This is a genomic window from Rhodococcus sp. NPDC058639, from assembly GCF_042717545.1.
Classification (GTDB): Bacteria; Actinomycetota; Actinomycetes; order Mycobacteriales; family Mycobacteriaceae; genus Rhodococcus.
Map to the genome: position 1 here is coordinate 483,285 of NZ_JBHXRF010000001.1, position 22,348 is coordinate 505,632.

Here is a 22,348-nt window from a genome sequence, read left to right on the forward strand (position 1 = left end):
GGACACATGTGGGCGCGGCGGGATTGAGTTCGCGCTCGCACAGCTCTAAAGTCACGTCGAATTGCGCAAAACGGGCGTCGGGGCTCGGTGGGGGGACATGTCGGAGCGCACAGATGTCGGGCGGAACCTGATGAATTCTTCCGAAGTGGCAGTGGCCGAACATCTTCGGCCACTATCTGTCTCCGCACGCCGGAGGAACCCGTGAATGCCGGCCAGGCCCCCACGACGACGCCTCGCATCGGTTGCGACGTGGTGACTGTCGCCGACGTCGCCCGGAGCATCGACCTCTTCGGGGATCGGTACCTGCGACGGGTCTTCACACCGCACGAACTCTCGGTTTGCACCGGGGCCGCCCGCGTTCAGCGACTTGCCGCACGGTTCGCGGCGAAAGAAGCCGTAATGAAGGTGCTCCGCCCGCGCGACGACGCGATTCCGTGGCGCTCCATCGAAATACGCCGTGCTCCCTGGGGCGGATGTGCAGTGCACCTGGACGGTAACGCTGCCGCGCGCGCGTCGGATGAACAGTTGACCGATTTCCAGGTCTCGCTTTCCCACGAGCCCGACTACGCCTTCGCAACCGTGGCCGCGACCCGCACAGCAGTGACAGAAAGAGAACAGGCATGACTGAACAGGCAATCCGCAAGGTGCTCGGAGAGCACGCCAAGCTGTCGGTCGACGCCACAGAACTCGATCTCACTGCGGATCTCTACGAACTCGGACTGACCTCCCACGCGAGCGTCAACGTGATGCTCGCTCTCGAAGACGCATTCGACATCGAGTTTCCCGACGAACTCCTGCGTAAGAGCACCTTTGCGAGCGTCGGTTCGATCCGCTCGGCCCTGACCGAACTGGGTGTCGGGTGAGCGTCGTCGACGCTGCGTTCGGCAGTGCGCCCACCCGGTTGTCGTTGCGAGAGCGAGCCGAGATCGTCGGCCGCGACGTCGCTGCGGTGTGGGCGGACGAAGTCGATCGCGAGGCCCGGTTCCCTCGTGAGGCCGTCGACGCGCTGCGCTCCCACAAACTGCTCACGTGTGCCGTTCCGGCGGCGCACGGCGGCGAGGACGCATCGCTGAGCGACCTGTGCGAGATCGCGCGCATCCTCGGCCGCTACTGCGCTTCCACCGCGATGATCTTCGCGATGCATCAGACGCAGATCCTCTCGCTCGTCCGGCATTCGACGCCGGGTGTGGCCGCGTTCGTCGCCGACGCCGCACAGCACGACTACCTCATCGCGTCGGCGACCACCGAACTCGGCACGGGCGGCGACGTGCGCAGTAGCCTCTGCGCAGTCGAGCGCGTCGACGATTCCGTGTCCGTCGTGAAGAACGCCCCGGTCATCTCGTACGGCGAGTACGCCGACGCGGTCCTGGTGACGGCGCGCCGCACGGCCGACAGCCCGCCGAGCGACCAGGTTCTCGTCGTGTGCCCCCGTGACGGTGTGACTCTCGAGCCGACCGGATCCTGGAACACCCTGGGGTTGCGTGGCACCTGTAGTCCCGGATTCATCTTGTCCGCAAAGACTTCCGCGGATCTGATCGTGGGTGCGGCGTACTCCGAGATCTCGTCACGGACCATGCTGCCCGTATCTCACAGCGTGTGGTCGGCCGTGTGGCTGGGAATCGCCGATGCGGCCATGGAGAAGGCCCGCGCGTACGTGCGGTCGGCGGCCCGCAAGCAGCCCGGCGTCACTCCGCCCGGCGCGCTGCGTCTCGCGGAGGCGGCCGCCGCTCACCAGCAGTTCGCCGATCTCGTCTTCTCGGCCGCGGGACGTTTCGACCGGACCACGGCTGCGGAAGCAGGTTCGGTGGAGGCCGAATCGCTGACGGGCATGGGGTTCTCGCTGGCGATGAACAATCTCAAGGTGAGTGCCTCCACTGCCGCCGTGGACCTCGTGAACCGGTCGATGCTGATCTGCGGAATCGCGGGTTACCGAGAAGACGGCGCGTATTCGCTCGGCAGGCATCTGCGCGACGCGCACGGTGCCGCGGTAATGGTCAACAACGACCGCATCATGAACAACTCTGCCCAGATGTCGATCGCATACCGAGGGACGATATGACCAGCACGGCCGTCGGGGACCGCACGGAACTCGAACGGGCACGCCTGGACTTCCAGCAGCAGTTGCTCGCCGCGGGATTGCTCGTCGAGACCGCGGTTCCCGGGCTCTACGGCCGCTCCGGCGAATTCGAAGACATCGTCGACGGAATCGACCGGGTGGTGGTTGCGGCGGGCCCGGGCGCGGCGGCGACCCGCCTGCGCTTCCCTCCGGTCTTTCCGCGCACCAGTTTCGAGCGAACCGACTACATCGCCTCGTTCCCGCACCTGACCGGTGCCGTGACGACGTTCGCCGGGACCAACGCCGAACACGCCGAGTTGCTTGCTGCTCGCGCGCGGGGCGAAGCGTGGGACTCCTGGCTCGAACCGGCCGATACCGTCCTGGTGTCGGCGGCATGCCACCCCGCATACGCGAGGTACAGCGGCACCTTGCGTGAGGGTGGCAACCTGCTCGATGTGTACGGCTACTGTTTCCGGCACGAACCGGCAATCGATCCTGCCCGCATGCAGGCGTTCCGAATGCACGAGTTTGTGCGTCTGGGCACCGCCGACGACGCCGCGCAGCACCGCGACACCTGGATCGGGCGCGGACTCGAGGTATTGGACTCGCTCGGTCTCGACGCCACCGCGGTGCCGGCCAACGACCCGTTCTTCGGCCGTGCCGGACGCATGCTCGCCGCGAATCAGCGCCACGAGAACCTCAAAACCGAGTTGACGGTGCGGCTCTACGGAGACCTCGACGACGGCACCGCCGTGGTGTCGTGCAACTGCCACCGCGACCACTTCGGAGACACCTTCGGCATCGCCACGTCGGATGGCGAGGTCGCACACAGTGCGTGCGTAGGTTTCGGAATGGAGCGCATCGCGCTGGCGATGCTGCGCACGCACGGCCTTGCCGTCGGCGACTGGCCGGACACGGTGCGCAACAGGATGTTTCCGTGACGCGACGGCTCATCGACGTCCAGGTCGAGGACTACGTTCCGCATGCAATCCACGGCGCAGACCGTGTGTGGACCGAAACCAACTGCTACGTCGACCTCTGGGTCGAAGTGCTGCATGCGCTCGGACTCGACCCCGTGCCGGCCGCGGCGTGTGCCTTCTCCGCGCGTTTCGACGGCAGCCAGTGGACCTTTCTGAAGTTCAAGCCCGAGGACCTTTTCTCCCTGTACGGCATCGAGGTCGCGGAGATGAACGTGTGGCGCCGGCCCATCGAGCACCTCGAAGCGAACGCCGCCGCAGGTCTGCTGTCGGCCGTCGAGGTCGACGCCTTCTGGCTGCCGGACACGGACGGAACCGGTTACCGCCGAGAGCATTCGAAGACGACCATCGTGCCGAACCTCATCGACCGTGATGCGGAAGTTCTCGAGTACTTCCACAACAGCGGCTACCATCGCCTCGTCGCAGACGACTTCCGCGGTGTGTTCGGCCTCGACGATCCGATTTCCGCCTGGCCGCCCTACATCGAGCAGGTGCGGCTCGGTGTCTCGGTTCCGGAGTGTGACGCTTTCGACGCCATCGTGCGTCGGCACCTCCGCCATCGGTCCGTTGCCAACCCGGTGCGCGCGCTCGCCGAGCGCGTCCTCGAAGACGTCGACCAGTTGAGCTCGGGCGGGATGGAACTGTTCCACCGGTGGACCTTCGGTGTGCTGCGTCAGTGCGGGGCGAGCGCCGAACTCGCGGCCGACGTATGCGAATACATGGAGAACCACGGCTATCCGGGCACAGCGACCGCCGCGCCGGGATTCCGTTCGGTCTCCGAGGGAGCGAAGAGCGTGCAGTTCCGCATGGCCCGTGCCGCCCGCGGACGGATTGTCGATCCCGCCGAACAACTCGGCCGGATGGCCGATGCCTGGGACGCCTCGATCACGACGGCCGCGCGCGCTGCCGGATCTCGCTAGGAACACCACGCGAGCATGGATCTCCTTGCCGACGCGCAGTGGGTATGCACCGCTGTGGAGCCAGGTTCCGTCGGCCACCCCGACGAACTCGACGCGATCGAACCCCGGTGGCTACCGGTATCCGTCCCGGGTACCGCGGCGGGAGCCATCCGCGACGCGAACGGGGTGGACGCGGCACGAAACGCGCAGACCGACGCGAGCGACTGGTGGTTCGTCACCGACGTGCCCGCGCGCGGACGCGGGCCGTGGCGCCTGTCCTTCGACGGTCTCGCCACCGAGGCCGAGATCTGGGTGGGATCGCAGCGCGTCGCGGTGTCGGACTCGATGTTCGTCCCGCTCGCCGTGGTCCTCGACGAACTGCCGCAGTCGGCTCGAATCGCCCTCCGTTTCCCGTCTCTCGACGCGGCACTGAAGACGCGGCGACCCCGCGGCCGGTGGCGCTCGTCGTTGATCCCTGCCCAGGGCCTTCGCTGGTTCCGCACGACGCTCCTCGGCCGCGCACCCGTATTCGGCGGGGTGCCCGCTCCGGTCGGGCCTTGGCGGCCGGTCCGTCTGCTCGACGGCGCCGACCCTGTGATGATCTCCCGCCGCGTCCACGCTCACCTCGACGAGAGCGACGGCGTGGTGGAGATCGAGGTCGGGCTCGCCGGACCCGCGGTGACATCGGCACTCGCCACGGTGGGTGAGCAGGAAGCCTGCGCGGAAATCGTCTCCTGCCAGGATGGTTCGCTACTCGTTCGTGCTCGCGTCGTGATACCGGCGGCACGGTTGTGGTGGCCGCACACCCACGGGCGGCCGGTCGGGTACAGCGTCGACCTGCACCTCGACGGGAAGCCCCTTCACCTCGGGTCGGTCGGTTTCCGCTCCGTCACGGCAGACTACGACGTCGACGGATTCTCGCTGCAGGTCAACGGAATCGACGTGTTCTGTCGCGGGATCGTGTGGACACCCTCCGATCCGATCGGGCTGAACACACCGCAGGAGACACGGCGAGTGCTCGAGCGGTGCGTCGATGCCGGCATCAACATGATCCGGATCCCCGGGACCACGGTGTACGAACGCGACGACTTCTATTCGGATTGTGCCGAACTGGGAATCATGGTGTGGCAGGACGTCATGCTCGCCACGACCGACCCCCCCGACGACGCGGGGTTCCGCGCGTTGCTCGAGGAAGAGTTGCGGTCGTTCGCGCTGAGGCTCTCGGGCAACCCCGCACTCGTCGTGCTGTGCGGTGGGAGCGAAACGGAGCAGCAACCGTCCATGCTCGGAGTCCAGCGCCCGGCCATCCCCGCCATCGACGATTTGCTTCCGACGATCGCGGACGCGGTCGCTCCGGGAGTCGTCTGGGTGTCGTCGTCACCATCAGCGCCTCCGGGCTCGGATGCGCTGCCGATCGATGTGAGTTCCGGTGTGGCGCACTATTTCGGGGTCGGCGGCTATCGCCGGCCACTCTCCGATGTCCGTGCGGCAGGCGTGCGGTTCGCCGCCGAATGTCTCGCATTCTCCATTCCTCCCGGAAACGACGCTGTCGAGGCGGCATTCGGCAGCGTGGCCGTCGCGGGTCACCATCCGGCGTGGAAGGCCGCTGTTCCGCGCGACAACGGAGCGTCGTGGGACTTCGAGGATGTCCGGGATCACTATGTGCGCAGTGTGTTCGGCACCGATCCCGCAGCCGAACGATGGTCCGACCCCGAGCGCTACCTCGATCTCGGCCGCGCCGCCGTATGCGAAGCCTTCACCGAAGTTCTCCAGCATTGGCGTCGGCCGGACTCCGGTTGCCGGGGCGCTCTGGTGCTGGCGGCCCGGGATCTGGAACCGGGAGCCGGATGGGGCGTCCTCGACCATGCCGGTGCCCCGAAAGCCCCGTGGTTCGTCCTCAGTCGTGTGTTTGCTCCTGTCACAGCGCTTCTCGTCGACGACGGGTTGGACGGGCTACGGATCCTGGTGTTCAACGACACCGGCCGTCCGCTCGATGCCACCCTGCACCTCCGTTCCCACACCGCCGCAGGTGTCGTATCGACCGATGTCACAGTGCCGCTGACGCTCGCTGCCCACGACGCGCACACTCTGTCGTGGAACGTAGCGACCGGAGGTTTCGCGGACGTGAACCACGCATATCGTTTCGGGACAAAAACATTCGACGCTGCCTCCGTCCAGTTGGTCGACGCGTCCGGCACCGTGCTGGCCGAGAATGTCCACCTTGTCGGGGGTCCTGCCCGTCCCATCGAGCGCAGCATCGGCCTGCGGGCGACCGCGCACCGATCCGCGAACGGGTGGTCGATCACGGTGGACACCGACGGTGCTGCTCAATACGTGCGTCTGAACGTGACCGGGTTCGACGCGACCGATTCCTGGTTTCATCTGCCCCCCGGTGGTTCTCGCACTGTTCCCCTGCGACCGGCCGGCCTCGCGGAGCGGCCGACAGGCCGAGTGGCAGCACTCAATTCGGCGGTGACCGCTCCCATACGCACAGGTGAGGACGGGTAGGCACTCACCAGTGGGCAGTGGCGCGGGAGGCGACACGAGAACGCTGTGGAAACCCGCGCGTGCGTTGCGCCCGTCGAAGGGGTATATGTATTCGCAAGGGGGGTCGCACACCCGTCGAGTCGATCCGCGACGGTGTTCGATAGCGCCTTCCTCCCCGTTTCCGAGAGGAGTCGAAGTGTCTATTCGATCCACATCCAACATGTCGCCGGTGCGTAGGGAGCAGCCCAGGCCTGCCCGGCGCGTCGAACAGGACGGGCCCTCGTTCACCGAGGTCGTCCACTCCCGGTTGTTCTCCAACTATGTGCCGCCCCGAGGAGAAGCGCACTGGATCGCCTGAGCCCGCCCGGCGACGTGCGGCACACTGGAGTGATGAGTGCATCCACGTCAGTCCAGAGCACCCGCATCGTTCTCGCCTCGCGCCCGGACGGCACCCCCACCACCGACAACTTTCGCACCGAGGTCGTGGACCTACCGGAGGTCGGCGAGGGACAGTTGCTCGTGCGCGTCGTCTATCTGTCGCTCGATCCGTATATGCGGGGACGGATGAGTACTGCCAAGTCGTACGCCCCGCCCGTCGAACTCGGTGACGTCATGGTGGCGGGCACGGTCTGTCAGGTCGTCGAGTCCCGCGCCGCCGACATTGCCGCCGGCGACTACGTGCTGGCAGGCGCCGGATGGCAGTCGCACGCGGTGGTCGACGCCAAGGCAGTGCGGAAACTCGACCCGGCGGCGGCCCCGATCTCGACCGCGGTCGGTGTGCTCGGGATGCCCGGATTCACAGCGTATTCCGGACTGCTGAAGATCGGGCAGCCGAAGCCCGGCGAGACGGTGGCGGTGGCGGCCGCCACCGGTCCGGTGGGATCGGCGGTGGGCCAGATCGCGAAGCTCGAGGGTGCGAGGGCAGTAGGTATCGCGGGTGGCCCCGAGAAGTGCCGCGCACTGACCGAAGAATTCGGGTTCGACGTCGCCTTGGATCATCGCGATCCCGAGTTCGCGCAGAAACTGAAGGACGCCGTCCCCGAAGGTATCGACGTGTACTTCGAGAACGTCGGTGGCGCGGTTCAGGACGCGGTGTGGCCGTTGCTCAACACCTACGCTCGAATCCCGGTGTGCGGACTGGTGGCGCAGTACAACGGCGAGGTCGAGGAGCGGGCGGACCGCCTGCCGAGGTTCTTCTCGTCGGTGCTGACCAAGAGCTTGACGATCCGGGGCTTCATCCAGACCGAGTTCGTCAAGGAGATGTACGGCGATTTCCTGCGCGATGCCTCAGCGTGGGTACGCGACGGATCGTTGAAGTACCGGGAGGACATCGTCGACGGCCTGGAGAACGCACCGGCGGCGTTCATCGGGATGCTCGAGGGCAAGAACTTCGGAAAGATGCTGGTGCGCGTGGCACCCGAAGAGTAAGCGGGGTCAGCGGCGCGGCGTGCCGGTGCTCCAGAGCGCCCAGAGGATGAGCACCGGCTGGAAGAACAGTCTCACCAGGCGCTTCCGGTCGGTGTCGAGGCCGAACGCGCTGCGCCGCCCGCGGTACTGCGCGAGATTTCCCGGAAAGACCGCCACGAAGAACAACGCGGCGATCCGGCCCACCCGGACCCGGTCGCGACCGAGGACGGCCAGCCCCGCGCCGAGCATGATCTCCACGCCCCCGGACGCCATGACCACGCCGTCCTTGTCCATGGGCACCCAGTCGGGCACCTGGGCCTGGAAGTCCTTGCGACCCCAGAACAGGTGACTCAGACCCGCGAAGACGAGTGCGGCGGCGAGCAGGAGTCGCGCGGCCGTACGGGGGCGCGTGGTGGGCGGTGTGTCCGTCCGCAGATCACTCATGCCCCGATGCTACGGAGCGCGACCGCGCTCGTGGCCGGATCAACCGATGCGTTCGAAGACTGGGCTTCGTTGAGCTCGATGACGTCCATGTCGGGCGAGAGTCGGGCCGAGACGACCCAGCGCCTTCTCCGTGGCAGGGACGGGGCCACCGACATGGCCGTCGATGTCACCGACGCGGGTCCGGTGCTCGTCGAAACCACTCCCGGAGTGACCGTGGAGACGTGCTCGCCGCCACCGCCGCGCCTCTCGTCGTCCAGGGTCTCCCGCCCGGTGGGACACGACGCTCCCGCCCCCGCGCACCGGACGGTTAACATCTGCCGACGCCGGACCGACGGAGGAACGCAATGGTGGACTGGGCCGAGGAATGCGACGTACTCGTGGTCGGATCGGGAGCGGGAGGGTGCTGCGGCGCGTACACCGCTGCCCGGGAAGGTCTTTCGGTGATACTCGTGGAGGCCTCCGAGCACTTCGGTGGCACCACTGCGTATTCCGGCGGCGGGGGGATGTGGTTCCCCGCCAATGCGGTATTGCGCCGGGAGGGTGACACAGACACCTTCGACGACGCCCGCACCTATTTCCGTTCCGTGGTCGGCGACCGCACGCCCCGCGACCTGCAGGACACGTTCGTCACCAGTGGCGCGCCCCTCATCGATTACCTCGAAGCAGACGACAACTTCGAGTTCCAGGTGCTGCCCTGGCCCGATTACTTCGGCAAGGCACCCAAGGCCAGCGCGACCGGCCGGCACATCTGCGCGGCACCGCTGCGGGTCCGCGACGACCTCGAACTCAACGAATCCATCCGCGGCCCACTCGGTCGCGAACGCGCCGGCGAGCGCCTCCGCAGCACCCTCATCGGAGGACGGGCGCTGGTCGGCCGATTCCTCGTCGCGCTGCGGCAATACCCGAACGCCGAAACGCATCTCGACACCGCGCTCGAAGATCTCGTGGTCGAGAACGGTGGCGTGGTCGGAGCGATCGTCTCGCACGGAGGTGAGCGACGTGCCATCCGCGCACGGCGGGGCGTGGTGCTCGCTGCCGGCGGATTCGAGCGCAACGACGACATGCGCGCCGAATTCGGAGTCCCGGGCGACTCACGCGATTCGATGGGGCCGTGGTCCAACCTCGGCAAGGCGCACCGCGCGGGAATCGCGGCGGGCGCGGATGTCGATCTCATGGACGAGGCATGGTGGTCGCCCGGACTGACTCACCCCGACGGCCGCTCGGCATTCGCGCTCTGGTTTACCGGTGGCGTGTTCGTCGACGACCGCGGTGAGCGTTTCGTCAACGAATCCGCACCGTACGACCGGATCGGGCATGCCGCACTCGCACATGCGGAGAGCGGAAAGCTGACCATGCCGTTCTGGATGATCTACGACGACAAAGACGGTCTCGCACCGCCCGTCCAGGCCACCAACGTGCCGGTCGCGGAGGAGGAGCAGTACGTCGACGCCGGTCTGTGGAAGACCGCAGACACACTCGAGGAACTCGCCGGCATGATCGGTGTTCCCGCCGATGTCCTGGCCGCGACGGTCGAACGATTCAATGCCTTCGCAGCGGCCGGCGTCGACGAGGATTTCGGCAGGGGGGACGAACCCTACGATCGCGCGTTCTCGGGCGGCGAGTCACCTCTGGTGCCGGTGGACACGCCACCGTTCCACGCCGCAGCGTTCGGACTGTCCGATCTCGGCACCAAGGGAGGGTTGCGCACCGATACCTGTGCCCGTGTGCTCGACACCTCCGGAGCGGCTATACCCGGACTGTATGCGGCCGGTAACACCATGGCGGCGGTCAGCGGAACCGTGTATCCCGGCGGCGGAAACCCCATCGGGGCGAGCATGGTGTTCGCGCACCTCGCGGCACGCGACCTGGCTTCACGCGCCTGATCATTCGTCCGGTGCCCGTGTGTCAACGGTGTCTCCGGTATCGCGGTTCGTGTCCGACGCACCCGGCTCGGGTGAACCGGCGATTTCGGGCACGAGTTCGTAACGCCGGCCGAACGTTTCGATCAGCGACTGAATCACCGCTATGACCGGCACCGAGACGAGCGCCCCGATGGCGCCGAACAGTGACGCACCGATGATCACCGCGCCGAAGGCCACGGCAGGATGGATGGCCACGGTGCGCGCGGTGACGCGGGGATGCAGCACGTAGTTCTCGATCTGCTGGTACAGCGTGCCGAAGACCACGACCCACACGGCGTTGATCGGATGTGTCGTGGCCGCGATGATCGCGGGCAAGGCGATCGCCAGGTAGGTGCCCAGTGTCGGGACGAACTGGGAGACGATGCCCGTCCACAGGGCCAAGGGGAGCCAGTAGGGCACATCCAGCGCGACCAGGAACACGCCGGTCGCCACGGTGCTGAAGGCCGCGAGGATGAGGCGGGAGACGACGTAACCGCCGGCCTTGTCCACCGAGATCTCCCAGACGGTCGAGATCACGCGTTGCTGCTGCGCCGGAAACCAACTCGCCACCGTGCGCCGCAGGGCAGGGCCTTCCGCCGACATGTAGAACGCGAAGAGCAGCATCGTCAGCAACTGGAAGACGACTTCGAAGAGCGAGGTCACCACACCGAGCACACCCGGGGTGAACCGGGCGGCGAGTTCGCGCACCGTGTCGGGCGTGATGCGGAGATGATCCGTATCGACCGAAAAGTTGGTGTCGAACGTGCGGTTCGCCCACTGGGTGACCGAGGACAACGATTCCGGCAACGCGGTGACGAGCTGGGAAAGCTGTTCGGCGAGCAACGCGCCGAACAGTGACAGGAAACCGATCACCAGGAGGACCAGCCCGAACAGCACGAGTCCCGCTGCCGCACCCCGTCGCATCCCGAAGCGTTCCATCCGGTCCACGACGGGCTCGACGGTGATGCTGAAAAGCCACGCGAGGAACAGCAGTCCGAGGAAACCCTTGAGATTGTGGAACAGCCACCCGGACATTTGGTACGCGGCGATCGCGAACAGGACGTAAAGGATCACGGGGCGGAACCAGCGGGGAAGTCCGGAGCGCTCGACGCGCCGGCTACCACCCCGCGGCGCCCTCGTCGGTTCCGGGCTGTCTACGTCGTCCATGTTGCCCCCGCGGCCGCTACTGATGCAGGCACAGCGAATCTACCGCGGGGAAAGCAAAACCGGCCCGGACTCGTGAGAGTCCGGGCCGGTGGTGGTAGCGGGGACAGGATTTGAACCTGCGACCTCTGGGTTATGAGCCCAGCGAGCTACCGAGCTGCTCCACCCCGCGTTGCATGACCAACGATACACGACTTTCGGAGACGATTTCACCAGGGTCCCCGCCGCCGGCGATAGTGTGGGACGGACCACAGACGGATGCGGAGAACTCGATGCGGATCGCGCTGTTCGGCACATGTCTCGGCGACACCCTCTTCCCGTCTGCGCTCGAGGCCACCGCTGTCCTGCTTACGAGACTCGGACACGAGGTGGTGTTCCCGCCCGGGCAGACCTGCTGCGGCCAGATGCACATCAACACGGGATACCAACCGGACGCGTTGCCGCTCGTGGAGAACTTCGCCGAGGAGTTCGGCGACGCCGCGATCGACGCGGTCGTGGTGCCGTCCGGGTCGTGCACGGGGTCGATCCGTCACCAGCACCACATCGTGGCCGACCGCTACGGAACCCCCGCGCTCCGCGGACGTGTGGAGGTGGTGAAGGCCAAGACGTACGAGTTGTCCGAACTGCTCGTCGACGTACTGGGGGTGACCGACGTGGGTGCGTCGTTCCCCCATCGCGTCACCTACCACCCGACCTGCCATTCGCTGCGGATGATCAGGGTGGGCGACAAGCCGCTCCGGTTGCTGCGCCGGGTACGCGACATCGACCTCGTCGAACTTCCCGAAGCCGACGTGTGTTGCGGGTTCGGCGGAACGTTCGCGATCAAGAACGCGGAGACGTCCACCGCGATGCTCGGCGACAAGATCAGAAATGTGGCCTCGACGGGTGCCGAGATCTGCACGGCCGGAGATTCGTCGTGCCTCATGCACATCGGCGGGGGAATGTCGCGTCTGCGAATGGGGACACGCACCCTGCATCTCGCCGAGATTCTCGCGTCCATCCGCGAACCCGCCCCGGTGGTGGGCTCGTGACCGCGGCCTCGCTGGGAATGCCGCCGATCCCGCCGCGCGGCACCGGAAACCTGCGCGGAACCGAAACCTTCCCTGCCGCAGCACGACACGAACTCGCCGACGCGCAACTGCGGCGCAACATCGGCAAGGCGACGCACACGATCCGCGGTAAGCGACTGGCGGTCACCGAAGAATTGCCCGACTGGGAAGACCTCCGGGTCGCCGGGGAGGGAATCAAGAACGACGTGCTCGCGCGACTACCCGAGTTGCTCGAGCAGTTCGAAGCAGCCGTCGTCGCACGGGGCGGTGTGGTGCACTGGGCCGCCGATGCCGGCGAGGCCAATGCGCTGGTGACACAACTGGTTCGGGAAGCGGGCGCGGACGAAGTCATCAAGGTGAAGTCCATGGCCACCCAGGAGATCGGCCTCAACGAACATCTCGAGTCCGAGGGCATCACCGCGTACGAGACCGACCTCGCCGAACTCATCGTCCAACTCGGCCACGACACACCGTCGCACATCCTCGTACCCGCTATCCATCGCAACCGGTCCGAGATCCGCAGCATCTTCCTCAGCGAGATGGAAGGCGTGGATCCCGATCTCGACACGAACCCGGCGCATCTCGCCGAAGCATCACGAAAATACTTGCGCCACAAGTTCATGACGGTTCCGGTCGCGGTCTCGGGAGCGAACTTCGGCATCGCCGAAACCGGGACACTCGCGGTGGTCGAATCCGAAGGCAACGGACGAATGTGCCTGACGTTGCCGCAGACCCTCATCACCGTCATGGGTATCGAGAAGCTTCTGCCCACCTACCGCGATCTCGAGGTGTTCCTGCAGTTGCTCCCCCGATCGTCGACGGGGGAACGGATGAACCCGTACACCTCGATGTGGACGGGTGTCACCCCCGGAGACGGACCACAGACATTCCACCTGATTCTGCTCGACAACGGACGCACCGCAACACTCGCGGACACCGTCGGACGAGCTGCACTGCGCTGCATCCGCTGCTCGGCGTGCCTGAACGTGTGCCCGGTGTACGAGCGCACCGGCGGTCACGCCTACGGTTCGACATATCCCGGGCCGATCGGTGCGGTCCTCACCCCGCAACTGGCCGGTATGGACGAACGCCACGACCCCAATGCCACACTGCCGTTCGCGTCGAGTCTGTGCGGCGCCTGCTTCGACGCCTGCCCGGTCCGAATCGACATTCCCTCCCTGCTGGTCGAATTGCGGCACCAGAAAGCCGAACACGCGCGGCCGGGAGCCGAAGCCGCAGCCATGAAGGCGGCCTCGTTCGCGATGTCCTCGGCCTCGCGATGGACCGCAGCCCAGAAGGCCGCGGGCATCGCGCGACTGCTCGCGGGACGGAAGGGCCGCATCACGACGCTGCCGTGGCCGCTGAGCGGGTGGACCGATGCCCGCGATATCGCCGCACCTCCGAAACAGACGTTCCGTCAGTGGTGGGACACCGAAGAACGTCGGGTCGCCCTCGAACGTGCGAGACAATCGGGGGGACGGCCATGAGCTCGAAAGACGTTGTGATGGGACGTATCCGAGATGCGCTGACGCTGTCGGACTCTGCTCCTGTGGAGGTTGCCCGCCGCTACCGGACAGGACGGACACTGCCCGACGACCAGCGTTACGAGTTGTTCGCCGACAGGGTGCGTGACTACAGGGCGACCGTGCATCGTCACACCTCGGCGGAACTTGCGGGTGCGCTCTCCGGCATCCTCACCGAACTCGGAGTGCAGAGCCTCGGGGTGCCGCCCGGGCTGGACCGGTCGTGGCTCGCGGAATTCGATGGCCGGATCGTTGTCGATTCTCCCGAAGTTCCCGCTCCCGACCTCGGGCAACTCGACGGTGTGCTCACCGGATCGGCTGTGTCGTGTGCGGAAACGGGCACCATCTTCCTCGACGGAAGCCCGGATCAGGGCAGGCGAGCACTCACGCTGGTGCCCGACCTCCACGTGTGCGTCGTCGGACTGGACACCCTCGAAGTCGGTGTACCCGAGGCGCTGACGAGGCTGGTGCCCGAGCGGCCCACCACGCTCATCAGCGGGCCCTCCGCGACCAGCGACATCGAACTCGAACGTGTCGAAGGGGTGCACGGTCCGCGGACACTCGTGGTGGTCGTCGTCGGCTGAGCGGCCGGAGGTCAGATCCCCGCGACGAAGTCGTGTGCTTCGCGGGCAGCGTGCCGCCATGTGTTCAAGGTGCCGTCGAGGTCGTCTCCGTCGAGTGGGAAAGCAACCCACTCCTTCATCGTCCGGCTGCCCATCGTGACGTGGTGGGCGGTTCCGGTGCCGACCGCTTCCAGCGCGCGGGCGCGGGGGAGCTTGACGATCAAGCGCTGATCCCCGCCGAGAAACGCGAAGATTTTGCCTCCTACGCGCAGGCCCGGGCTGCGGAGCATCGTGCCCATCTCGATGGCGGGGTCATGGCGATATTCGGCTGCGATGGCGACGAGGAATGCTTGTGCCGGATCAGGATCGGTTTCGTCGGACATGCGCTTCTCCTGGCGATGGAGACGACGGGACAACCATCCGAAAACCGTACCCCCGGATCCGTGATGCACGCCGTCGATCGCCGGATACGGCCGGCAGGGTGTGGCGCGTCAGTTCTGCAGCTTCCACGACGCCAGGTCGATGGCGGTCGCGACCGATTCGGTCAGCACCTGCACGCGCTCGGCCGGGCCGGGTGTCGCCAGCACCGCATACCGATCCGCCTCGCCCATAGGAATGTGACGCGCGATCGCGAACAACCGCGCGCCAGGGTCGTCGGGAAGCTCCGTGGGGGACGGTGGCGGTGGAGCGTTGCCGTCGGTCAGGCGGTCGAGGAGATCGTAGAGACGCTCGAGTGCCTCCATGAGCGGCGCCATGTCGACCGGCCCCGAGTCGGTATCGGGCCACGGCTCCACCTCCGCGCGGGGATACGGATCGTCCGGGAGCCAGCGATTGATGCGGATACGTTCTTCCGCAACGCATTCCAGGACATGCCGTCCGTTCCCGATTTCGGTGTCGAGAAGGATTCTCGCGACTGTCCCCACGTCGTTGCGCTGATCACCGCCACCGACCTCGTGTCCCCGTGCGATGAGCACGACGCCGAAGCGCGGGCCGCCCGGCGCGGTCGAGCAGTCGCGTACGAGTTGCTGGTAACGCGGCTCGAAGACGTGGAGCGGTAGGCCGGCTCCGGGAAGCAGAGCGGTACCCAGAGGGAACATGGGGAGAATCGGCATCAGGGCATCCTCAGCATCGGAATCGGTGGTTCGTCGGTGGGGTCGCCCCGTTCGATCTCGGTCAGGAGGTGAGTTGCCCACGTGGACAATCCGTCGATGTCGAGGCGGTACGGCGGTGCGTCCTCGTAGTGGCGGATACGCGACCTGGCCTGTTGCAGTAGCGAGGCGGCGCCACGGGGGTTACCGCGCAGCAGGTGAGTCAGGCCCACTGCGAGCTGAGCGAGCCCCTGCCACAGCGGGCGTTCTTCGGGCGGGGCCTTCTTCCACATGGATTCGAACACTTCGTGGGCGTGGAACGGATGACCGTGATCGAGCAGTCGCTGCCCTTCGGAAATGGTCTCCTCGGTGTCGAGATCGAGGTCGTCGGGAACGCGCGGGACACCCTCTTCGCCGGGTGGCAGGGGGCGACCGAGCGCATCACGGGGACGTGCGTTCTGCGGTCGGCCGTCGGGGGTGCGGTCCCGGTCCGTCATGGCCTTCAGGGTAGACGACAGCGGAATTCGGTGAACCGCCGCAAAGCCTGCTCAGTACGGCTGCAGCGGCCGGCGGGACTGTGCTCGCGGTGCGGCGCGGGCGACGTCCAGACGCGCCGACAACTCGGTGTGCAGCGCTTCGGTCGTGCCGGGAGCTACGCGCGTGTCGGCACCCTGGACGAACAGATACCGGCCGTCGTCGGCGACGTCGAACCAGCCCACGTCACCCACCACCGTGGGAGCGGTGCCGGGGGAGCGGAGAAGAAACCGGACGCTGCCGGTTGCCGTCCTGGCTCGGAGCAGGACGTCGCGAACGATCGATGCCGCGCTACCGCCGAGCGGGAGACGCACGGCGTTGTTGACGGGAACGTCCAGGATCGAGCGTGTCGGCGCGGTTTGCTGCGGTATCCGGCCGGGTGGAACGGTGGGCAGTAGTCCGGCGATCGACCCGGGAAGCCGGCCGGTCGGCATGGTTGTGATCTCGATGTCGCCGGCGTTCACGTGCTGCCGGGCCAGAACGGCGTCTTCACCGGCGACGGCACCCGCGACGAACAGCGATTCGACGGGGTCGGAGGAGTTCGCGTAGATCTCGATCGCGATCTCACCCGCGCGCAGAATGTGCATCGCGCGTTCGAGGACGGGGTCGTCGAGTTGTTGCCGCCATCGTTCGGCTGCGCGGAGGCCGGCGAGATGTTCGTCTTCCCATCGGGCCGCGGACCGGTACCGCAGGGGGAACGGCAGGTCGTCGTCTCCCGAGGCGGTCCACAGCGACCGGAACCGATCCGGTGTCAGGTGCCGGCTCATGTCGGGTCCGCCCCCAGCACGGGCGGCGCGGTGTCCGGTATCGAGCCGATGAGTTCGTTGCCGTGGTCGTTGGTGACGAGGTAACTGGGGACGCGGCGCTGGTCGTCGTTACCCTGCGCCGAACTCGGCGGCATCATGCCGGGATACATGCCCATCGGGCGTGCGCCACCGTTGCGTGACCCGGCCGCTGCCGGTGGTGCCGAGCGGTCGGTTCCGGCAGGTGCCGGTCCGCCGGGGGCACCGGCGCCGAGTCCCGGACCCCAGGGCGACGAGACACCGCCACCCGCGCTACCCGCGCCGCCGGACGGACCGATTCCGGCGCCGCCGGGGGTTCCGAGGCCGGCGGTAGATCCGGAGGCCCCGGAACCATACGGTTGACCGGGCAGTGGTGAAGGCCCCGAGGTGCCGGCCGGTGTGGTCGTCGCCGGATCGGAGGTCGAATCCCCGAACGAGCTCGGCTGCGCAGCATTCTCACTCTGTGCGGGGCGGTCTCCCGAATTGTCGTGAGGTCCGTCGGCCGTACGGGAAGTCGCGGAATCGAGGTCCCCTCGGTGGTCCGAGCCGGACCGGCCCGACGCCGGATCGGCGCCCGAGGAGTGTCGGCCGGACTCGCTCGCGGCGCCCCATTGCCGGCCACCGGCAACCTCTCCGCCGGAAGCGGTGGCCGCCACGTACGGCGGCGGGAGCACCGGCACCGCAGCACCCGAATCCCGGTAGTACGGCTTGTACAGCGATTCCATCACGTGCACCGCCTGCACCCGGATCGCTTCCGCCTGCCGTGCGGCCTCGGCCCCGGCCACCGGATCGAGCGCGGTGAACGCCATCGGAATCCGGGCGGTGGGCGGCGGAACGGACGACTTGACCCGTTCCCCGACATCCGCGGCGATGTGCAACTTCTGGGCGACCGCCTGCGCTGCGTCGCACAGTTGCTGCGCCGATTCGCCGAAACGCTGGGTGGCTCCGGCCGCCGCCGTTGCTGCGTCTCCTTCCCAGTGCCGCGCGATCCTGTCGCGGATCATCACGGTGCCGAGAGAGACCGCAAGGCTGAAACCCTTTCCCAGCTCGGCCCATTCGCCGGCCAGCGTGGTCATCGCGATAGGGCTGATCGTCTGGGCGATGCGATAGATCTCGGCATGCTCCATGCTGTGGAAGTTCTCGAAGTCCCGGATGTATTCGGGATCGAAGCCCGCATCGAGTCGCGCGGCGAGTTCGTCGTGCCGGGCCTGTCGTCTCGTGACCGACCCGGGCACACCCGAGCCGAGAAGAGGCTGCAGGAGTTCTTCCAGCGGAGCGTCGTCCGACATGCAGCTACCGCCCGTGCCCGACGAACGTCAGCGCGTACACGCGCTGTGAACCGGTGACGGCTCCTTCGCCGCCGGAACGCGACGCGATCTGATGTTCCCCCACCACGACCCCCCGATCTGTTGGTGGCGAGATGCTAGCGCACCGCACCCACCAGGCGCAGTGCGAGATCGGCGTACAGGGTGCTGATGGCCTCGGGCTCGTTGTAACGACCGGACGGATACCACCGGCAGATGTCCACGCACAGAGACATGAGTGCGAGAGTGACGCCCTCGGCGTCGGGGACGGTGAACTCACCGGACTCGAGCCCCGCGTCGACCACGTTCCTGACGACCTGCGTCGTCTGCCGGCGCAGCCCGGTGATGATGCGGTAGTGGTCGCGGTCCAGGGCGTTCAGTTCGTACTGGATGACCCGCGCACGCCGGTGGTGTTCGGCTTGCCACCCGGCGAACCGGCCGATGACGGAGGAGAGGCGGGTGACGGCGTCGGCGCCGGGGATGTCGGCGTCGCGCGCTACCCGCAGAGCGAGGTCGTGCCCCTCGTAGGAGATGGCATAGAGGAGCTCCTCCTTCGACTTGTAGTGCGGATACATCGCGGCGGGACTCATCTCCAGCCGGGTGGCGATCTGCCGGGTGGTCGTGCCTCCGTAGCCGTGTTCTGCGAATGCCTCGATTGCGGCCTCGCGGAGGCGTGCGGCTGCCTTCGAGGTGCTGATGACGCCGGGGCTCGGTGTGGTCACGGTTTACTCCAGTTCCTGCCTGCTCGTGTGGTTGACAGGCTCACCACAACGCTTCATCATAAGCGAGTGCTTAGAAAATAAGCACTCGCTTATTTCACTCTAGGAGCTTTTGATGCGACGCACCCTGTACGGTCCCGATCACGAGGCCTTCCGGGACTCGGCCCGGGAGTTCGTCAATCGGTTCGTACTGCCCCGCGCAGAGGAACTCATCGATCGCCACGAGATTCCCCGCGACATCTGGCTCGAAGCCGGTAAGGCGGGTTTCCTGGGGCTCGAGATCCCGGAGCGCTTCGGTGGCATGGAGGCCGGTGACTACCGCTTCAACGCGATCGTCGCCGAGGAATTCGCGCGTGCCAACATGGCGCTGTCGTCCTCGATGGGTATCCACTCGGACATCACGGTTCCGTACATCGTGCACCTCGGCAACGAGGAGCAGCGCGAACGCTGGCTGCCCCGTTGTGCGACAGGCGAGCTCATCTGTGCCATCGGCATGACCGAGCCCTCCGGCGGCTCCGACCTCGCCAACCTCAAGACCACGGCTGTCCGCGACGGCGACGACTGGATCCTCAACGGCGCCAAGACATTCATCACCAACGGTTACAACTGCGACCTGGTGGTCGTGGCGGCCCGCACCGACCCCTCGAAGGGCGCCAAGGGCATTTCGCTGCTCGTCGTCGAGCGCGGTATGGAGGGCTTCGAAAACGGTCGTAAGCTCGACAAGGTGGGACAGCCCGAGGCCGACACCGCGGAACTGTTCTTCAAGGACGTCCGGGTCCCGGGGAAGAATCTCCTCGGCGAAGAAGGCATGGGCTTCATCTCGATGATGAAACTGCTGCCGCAGGAACGCCTCGGCTCTGCCGTCAACAACGTGCACCATGCCAAGCAGATTCTCTTGGAGACTCTCGAGTACTCGAAGGAACGCAAGGCATTCGGTCAGGCCATCGGCACCATGCAGTACAACAAGTTCCTGCTCGCCGAGCTGGTGACCAAGATCGAGGTCGCCGAAGCGTACGTCGACCAGGCTGTCGAGGCCCACGCCGACGGCAAGCTCACCGCGGTAGACGCGGCGAAGGCCAAGTGGTGGAGTGCGCAGACCCAGTCCGAGGTCCTCGACGCGTGTGTTCAGATCCACGGCGGGTACGGGTACATGAACGAATACCGTGTCGCACGGGCATGGCGGGACGCCCGCGTGACGAAGATCTGGGCCGGCACCAACGAAATCATGAAGGAACTCATCGGCCGCGATCTCGGCCTGTAGTCCCGGCAGACGACCCCGACCCGACATCTCTCGAAGGAGCTTCCGATGCCCGAAGCAGTGATCGTCTCAGCAGTACGCTCGCCCATCGGGCGCGCGATGAAGGGGTCTCTCAAGACCCTCCGGCCCGACGACATGACCACGCAGATGGTCGCCGCGGCGCTCGCGAAGATCCCCGATCTGGATCCGGCGGAGATCGACGACCTGATGGTCGGCTGCGGCCAGCCTGCCGGCCAGTCCGGCTTCAACATCGCGCGCGTGGTCGCGGTGCAACTCGGCTACGACTTCCTTCCCGGCGTGACCGTCAACCGGTACTGCTCGTCGTCGTTGCAGACCACCCGCATGGCACTGCATGCGATCAAGGCCGGCGAGGGCGACGTGTTCATCTCCGCCGGTGTCGAGTCGGTGTCGAGCTACATCACCGGCAACGCCGACGGCCTGCCCGGCACCAAGAATCCGCTGTTCGCCGATGCAGAGGCACGGACCGAGACTCTTGCCCAGGGCGGTACGGCCTGGACGGACCCGCGGTCCGACGGAACGCTGCCCGACATCTACATCGCAATGGGCCAGACCGCGGAGAACGTCGCGTCCTACACAGGAATTTCCCGCGAAGACCAGGACCGGTGGGGCGTCCGCTCGCAGAACCGGGCCGAGGAAGCCATCAAGTCGGGGTTCTTCGAGAAGGAAATCACGCCGCTCACACTCCCGGACGGCACGGTCGTCTCGACCGACGACGGCCCGCGGGCCGGCACCACGTACGAGGCGGTCAGCCAGCTCAAGCCGGTGTTCCGTCCGGACGGCACGGTCACTGCCGGTAACGCGTGCCCGCTCAACGACGGTGCGGCGGCGCTGGTGATCATGTCCGACACCAAGGCGAAGGCGCTCGGGTTGACGCCGCTGGCGCGGATCGTTTCGACCGGGGTGTCGGGGTTGTCGCCGGAGATCATGGGTCTGGGCCCGATCGATGCGACTCGCCGCGCGCTGGCCAATGCCGGGATGGGCATCTCGGATATCGATCTGTTCGAGATCAACGAGGCGTTCGCGGTGCAGGTGCTCGGGTCGGCTCGTGAACTCGGGATCGACGAGGACAAGCTCAATGTGTCCGGCGGTGCGATCGCCCTGGGGCATCCGTTCGGTATGACGGGGGCCCGCATCACGAACACGCTGCTGAACAATCTGCGTGAGCAGGACAAGCAGTTCGGTGTGGAGACGATGTGTGTCGGTGGTGGTCAGGGTATGGCGATGGTGCTCGAACGCCTGAGCTGATCTCGCCGATATAGGCCCCAGCTATTCCACCGTTAGGCCGCATGTCTGAAAAGACATGCGGCCTAACGTGTTTCAAGAGCTTTCTGCTTTGTAAAACCGACAGAACTGGGCTATACATCTTGTGTAGGCCCCGTCACACCGAGGAGATCATCGCATGTCTGTGCTCGACAGATTCCGTCTCGACGACCGCGTCGCCATCGTCACCGGCGCATCCTCGGGCCTCGGTGTCGCGTTCGCGCAGGCTCTCGCCGAGGCCGGGGCGGACGTCGTCCTTGCGGCACGTCGCGTCGACAGGCTCGAGCAGACCGCCGAACTCGTCCGCGCCACCGGGCGCCGCGCAGTGACCGTCGAGACCGACATCGCCGATCCAGACCAGGCGCAACGCATGGTCGACACGGCCGTCGAGCAGCTCGGCAAGGTCGACATTCTCATCAACAACGCAGGGATCGGCACCGCGGTACCCGCGACGAAGGAAACCCCGGACCAGTTCCGCCGCGTCATCGACATCAATCTCAACGGGTCGTACTGGGCGGCACAGGCCGCCGGTCGCGTCATGCAGCCCGGAAGCTCCGTCCTGAACATCTCGTCGGTGCTGGGTCTGACCACAGCGGGTCTTCCGCAGGCCGCCTACGCTGCCAGCAAAGCCGGCATCATCGGCCTCACCCGCGACCTCGCGCAGCAGTGGGGCACCCGGAAAGGCATCCGCGTCAACGCACTTGCGCCGGGGTTCTTCCGGACCGAGATGACCGACGAATACCAGCCCGGATACCTCGACACCATGAAATCCCGAATCATTCTGGGCCGCACCGGAGACCCGGCGGAAATCGCCGCTACCGCCGTGTGGCTGGTCTCGGAGGCAGCCGCGTACGTGACCGGTCAGACCATCGCGGTCGACGGCGGCCTCACCATCAACTGACCGCTCCACCC

The 22,348-nt window shown here is 66.6% G+C and carries 23 protein-coding genes and 1 tRNA gene; 15 read left to right on the forward strand and 9 right to left on the reverse strand.

Features of this window, described 5'->3' with window-relative positions:
* Positions 1-201: 201 nt before the first annotated feature.
* From ACFWU2_RS02275 to ACFWU2_RS02310, 8 genes are all read left to right on the forward strand, one after another.
* On the forward strand, positions 202-624 hold the full coding sequence (locus ACFWU2_RS02275) for a holo-ACP synthase (protein WP_378599611.1): 423 nt from the start codon (positions 202-204) through the stop codon (positions 622-624).
* Positions 621-863 (forward strand): acyl carrier protein, encoded by a 243-nt coding sequence (locus ACFWU2_RS02280; protein WP_169622941.1) that lies wholly within the window; start codon positions 621-623, stop codon positions 861-863. The genes ACFWU2_RS02275 and ACFWU2_RS02280 overlap by 4 nt, the downstream gene beginning before the upstream one ends.
* Positions 860-2,059, forward strand: a complete 1,200-nt coding sequence (locus tag ACFWU2_RS02285; RefSeq protein ID WP_378599613.1) for an acyl-CoA dehydrogenase family protein — start codon at positions 860-862, stop codon at positions 2,057-2,059. Before ACFWU2_RS02280 ends, ACFWU2_RS02285 begins: the two co-directional genes overlap by 4 nt.
* On the forward strand, positions 2,056-2,997 hold the full coding sequence (locus ACFWU2_RS02290; RefSeq protein WP_378599616.1) for an amino acid--[acyl-carrier-protein] ligase: 942 nt from the start codon (positions 2,056-2,058) through the stop codon (positions 2,995-2,997). Before ACFWU2_RS02285 ends, ACFWU2_RS02290 begins: the two co-directional genes overlap by 4 nt.
* The gene (locus ACFWU2_RS02295) at positions 2,994-3,953 is read left to right on the forward strand and encodes a DUF1839 family protein (protein WP_378599619.1); all 960 of its coding nucleotides are present in this window, start codon (positions 2,994-2,996) and stop codon (positions 3,951-3,953) included. Before ACFWU2_RS02290 ends, ACFWU2_RS02295 begins: the two co-directional genes overlap by 4 nt.
* Before the next feature lie 15 nt (positions 3,954-3,968).
* On the forward strand, positions 3,969-6,440 hold the full coding sequence (locus ACFWU2_RS02300; protein ID WP_378599621.1) for a glycosyl hydrolase: 2,472 nt from the start codon (positions 3,969-3,971) through the stop codon (positions 6,438-6,440).
* Positions 6,441-6,615: 175 nt separating this feature from the next.
* Positions 6,616-6,777: a hypothetical protein gene (locus ACFWU2_RS02305; RefSeq protein ID WP_378599624.1), complete on the forward strand. Its 162-nt coding sequence runs from the start codon at positions 6,616-6,618 to the stop codon at positions 6,775-6,777.
* A 32-nt stretch (positions 6,778-6,809) separates the two neighbouring features.
* The gene (locus tag ACFWU2_RS02310) at positions 6,810-7,847 is read left to right on the forward strand and encodes an NADP-dependent oxidoreductase (protein ID WP_378599627.1); all 1,038 of its coding nucleotides are present in this window, start codon (positions 6,810-6,812) and stop codon (positions 7,845-7,847) included.
* A 6-nt stretch (positions 7,848-7,853) separates the two neighbouring features.
* Here the strand turns inward: ACFWU2_RS02310 and ACFWU2_RS02315 are convergent, their stop codons facing one another.
* Complete coding sequence (locus ACFWU2_RS02315; protein WP_378599632.1) at positions 7,854-8,270, reverse strand: hypothetical protein; 417 nt, start codon at positions 8,268-8,270, stop codon at positions 7,854-7,856.
* Between the two features lie 344 nt (positions 8,271-8,614).
* On the opposite strand from ACFWU2_RS02315, the gene ACFWU2_RS02320 reads away from it, so the two are divergent.
* Positions 8,615-10,153, forward strand: coding sequence for an FAD-binding protein (locus tag ACFWU2_RS02320; protein ID WP_378599635.1), 1,539 nt, complete (start codon positions 8,615-8,617; stop codon positions 10,151-10,153).
* Here ACFWU2_RS02320 and ACFWU2_RS02325 read toward each other — a convergent pair whose 3' ends face one another.
* Positions 10,154-11,338, reverse strand: coding sequence for an AI-2E family transporter (locus ACFWU2_RS02325; protein WP_378599638.1), 1,185 nt, complete (start codon positions 11,336-11,338; stop codon positions 10,154-10,156). It lies immediately after the preceding gene.
* A gap of 92 nt (positions 11,339-11,430) precedes the next feature.
* Positions 11,431-11,507, reverse strand: a tRNA-Met gene (locus ACFWU2_RS02330).
* Between the two features lie 100 nt (positions 11,508-11,607).
* Here ACFWU2_RS02330 and ACFWU2_RS02335 point away from each other — a divergent pair.
* Genes ACFWU2_RS02335 through ACFWU2_RS02345 form a run of 3 tightly spaced genes read left to right on the forward strand, consistent with a single transcriptional unit; the run spans position 11,608 to position 14,491 of the window.
* A complete protein-coding gene (locus ACFWU2_RS02335; protein ID WP_378599641.1) occupies positions 11,608-12,366 on the forward strand; it encodes a (Fe-S)-binding protein in 759 nt (252 codons plus the stop codon).
* Positions 12,367-12,383: 17 nt separating this feature from the next.
* Positions 12,384-13,871, forward strand: a complete 1,488-nt coding sequence (locus tag ACFWU2_RS02340; protein ID WP_378600249.1) for a lactate utilization protein B — start codon at positions 12,384-12,386, stop codon at positions 13,869-13,871.
* Entirely contained in the window at positions 13,868-14,491 is a 624-nt protein-coding gene (locus ACFWU2_RS02345; RefSeq protein WP_378599644.1) for a lactate utilization protein C, read from the forward strand. The genes ACFWU2_RS02340 and ACFWU2_RS02345 overlap by 4 nt, the downstream gene beginning before the upstream one ends.
* 11 nt (positions 14,492-14,502) lie before the next feature.
* Here ACFWU2_RS02345 and ACFWU2_RS02350 read toward each other — a convergent pair whose 3' ends face one another.
* The 6 genes from ACFWU2_RS02350 to ACFWU2_RS02375 form a co-directional block, all read right to left on the reverse strand.
* Positions 14,503-14,853 (reverse strand): hypothetical protein, encoded by a 351-nt coding sequence (locus tag ACFWU2_RS02350; protein ID WP_378599647.1) that lies wholly within the window; start codon positions 14,851-14,853, stop codon positions 14,503-14,505.
* A gap of 108 nt (positions 14,854-14,961) precedes the next feature.
* The gene (locus tag ACFWU2_RS02355) at positions 14,962-15,582 is read right to left on the reverse strand and encodes an LON peptidase substrate-binding domain-containing protein (protein WP_378599650.1); all 621 of its coding nucleotides are present in this window, start codon (positions 15,580-15,582) and stop codon (positions 14,962-14,964) included.
* Positions 15,582-16,055 (reverse strand): DUF309 domain-containing protein, encoded by a 474-nt coding sequence (locus ACFWU2_RS02360; RefSeq protein ID WP_378599653.1) that lies wholly within the window; start codon positions 16,053-16,055, stop codon positions 15,582-15,584. The genes ACFWU2_RS02355 and ACFWU2_RS02360 overlap by 1 nt, the downstream gene beginning before the upstream one ends.
* Positions 16,056-16,106: 51 nt before the next feature.
* Positions 16,107-16,859: an ESX secretion-associated protein EspG gene (locus ACFWU2_RS02365; RefSeq protein ID WP_378599656.1), complete on the reverse strand. Its 753-nt coding sequence runs from the start codon at positions 16,857-16,859 to the stop codon at positions 16,107-16,109.
* On the reverse strand, positions 16,856-18,163 hold the full coding sequence (locus ACFWU2_RS02370; protein ID WP_378599659.1) for a hypothetical protein: 1,308 nt from the start codon (positions 18,161-18,163) through the stop codon (positions 16,856-16,858). Before ACFWU2_RS02370 ends, ACFWU2_RS02365 begins: the two co-directional genes overlap by 4 nt.
* A 134-nt stretch (positions 18,164-18,297) precedes the next feature.
* Complete coding sequence (locus tag ACFWU2_RS02375; protein WP_378599662.1) at positions 18,298-18,900, reverse strand: TetR/AcrR family transcriptional regulator; 603 nt, start codon at positions 18,898-18,900, stop codon at positions 18,298-18,300.
* Between the two features lie 112 nt (positions 18,901-19,012).
* On the opposite strand from ACFWU2_RS02375, the gene ACFWU2_RS02380 reads away from it, so the two are divergent.
* The 3 genes from ACFWU2_RS02380 (at position 19,013) to ACFWU2_RS02390 (ending at position 22,337) form a co-directional block, all read left to right on the forward strand.
* Positions 19,013-20,158, forward strand: coding sequence for an acyl-CoA dehydrogenase family protein (locus ACFWU2_RS02380; protein ID WP_378599666.1), 1,146 nt, complete (start codon positions 19,013-19,015; stop codon positions 20,156-20,158).
* 45 nt (positions 20,159-20,203) lie between these two features.
* Positions 20,204-21,421, forward strand: coding sequence for an acetyl-CoA C-acetyltransferase (locus ACFWU2_RS02385; RefSeq protein WP_378599671.1), 1,218 nt, complete (start codon positions 20,204-20,206; stop codon positions 21,419-21,421).
* 154 nt (positions 21,422-21,575) lie between these two features.
* The gene (locus ACFWU2_RS02390; protein ID WP_378599675.1) at positions 21,576-22,337 is read left to right on the forward strand and encodes an SDR family NAD(P)-dependent oxidoreductase; all 762 of its coding nucleotides are present in this window, start codon (positions 21,576-21,578) and stop codon (positions 22,335-22,337) included.
* The last annotated feature ends 11 nt before the right edge of the window (positions 22,338-22,348 follow it).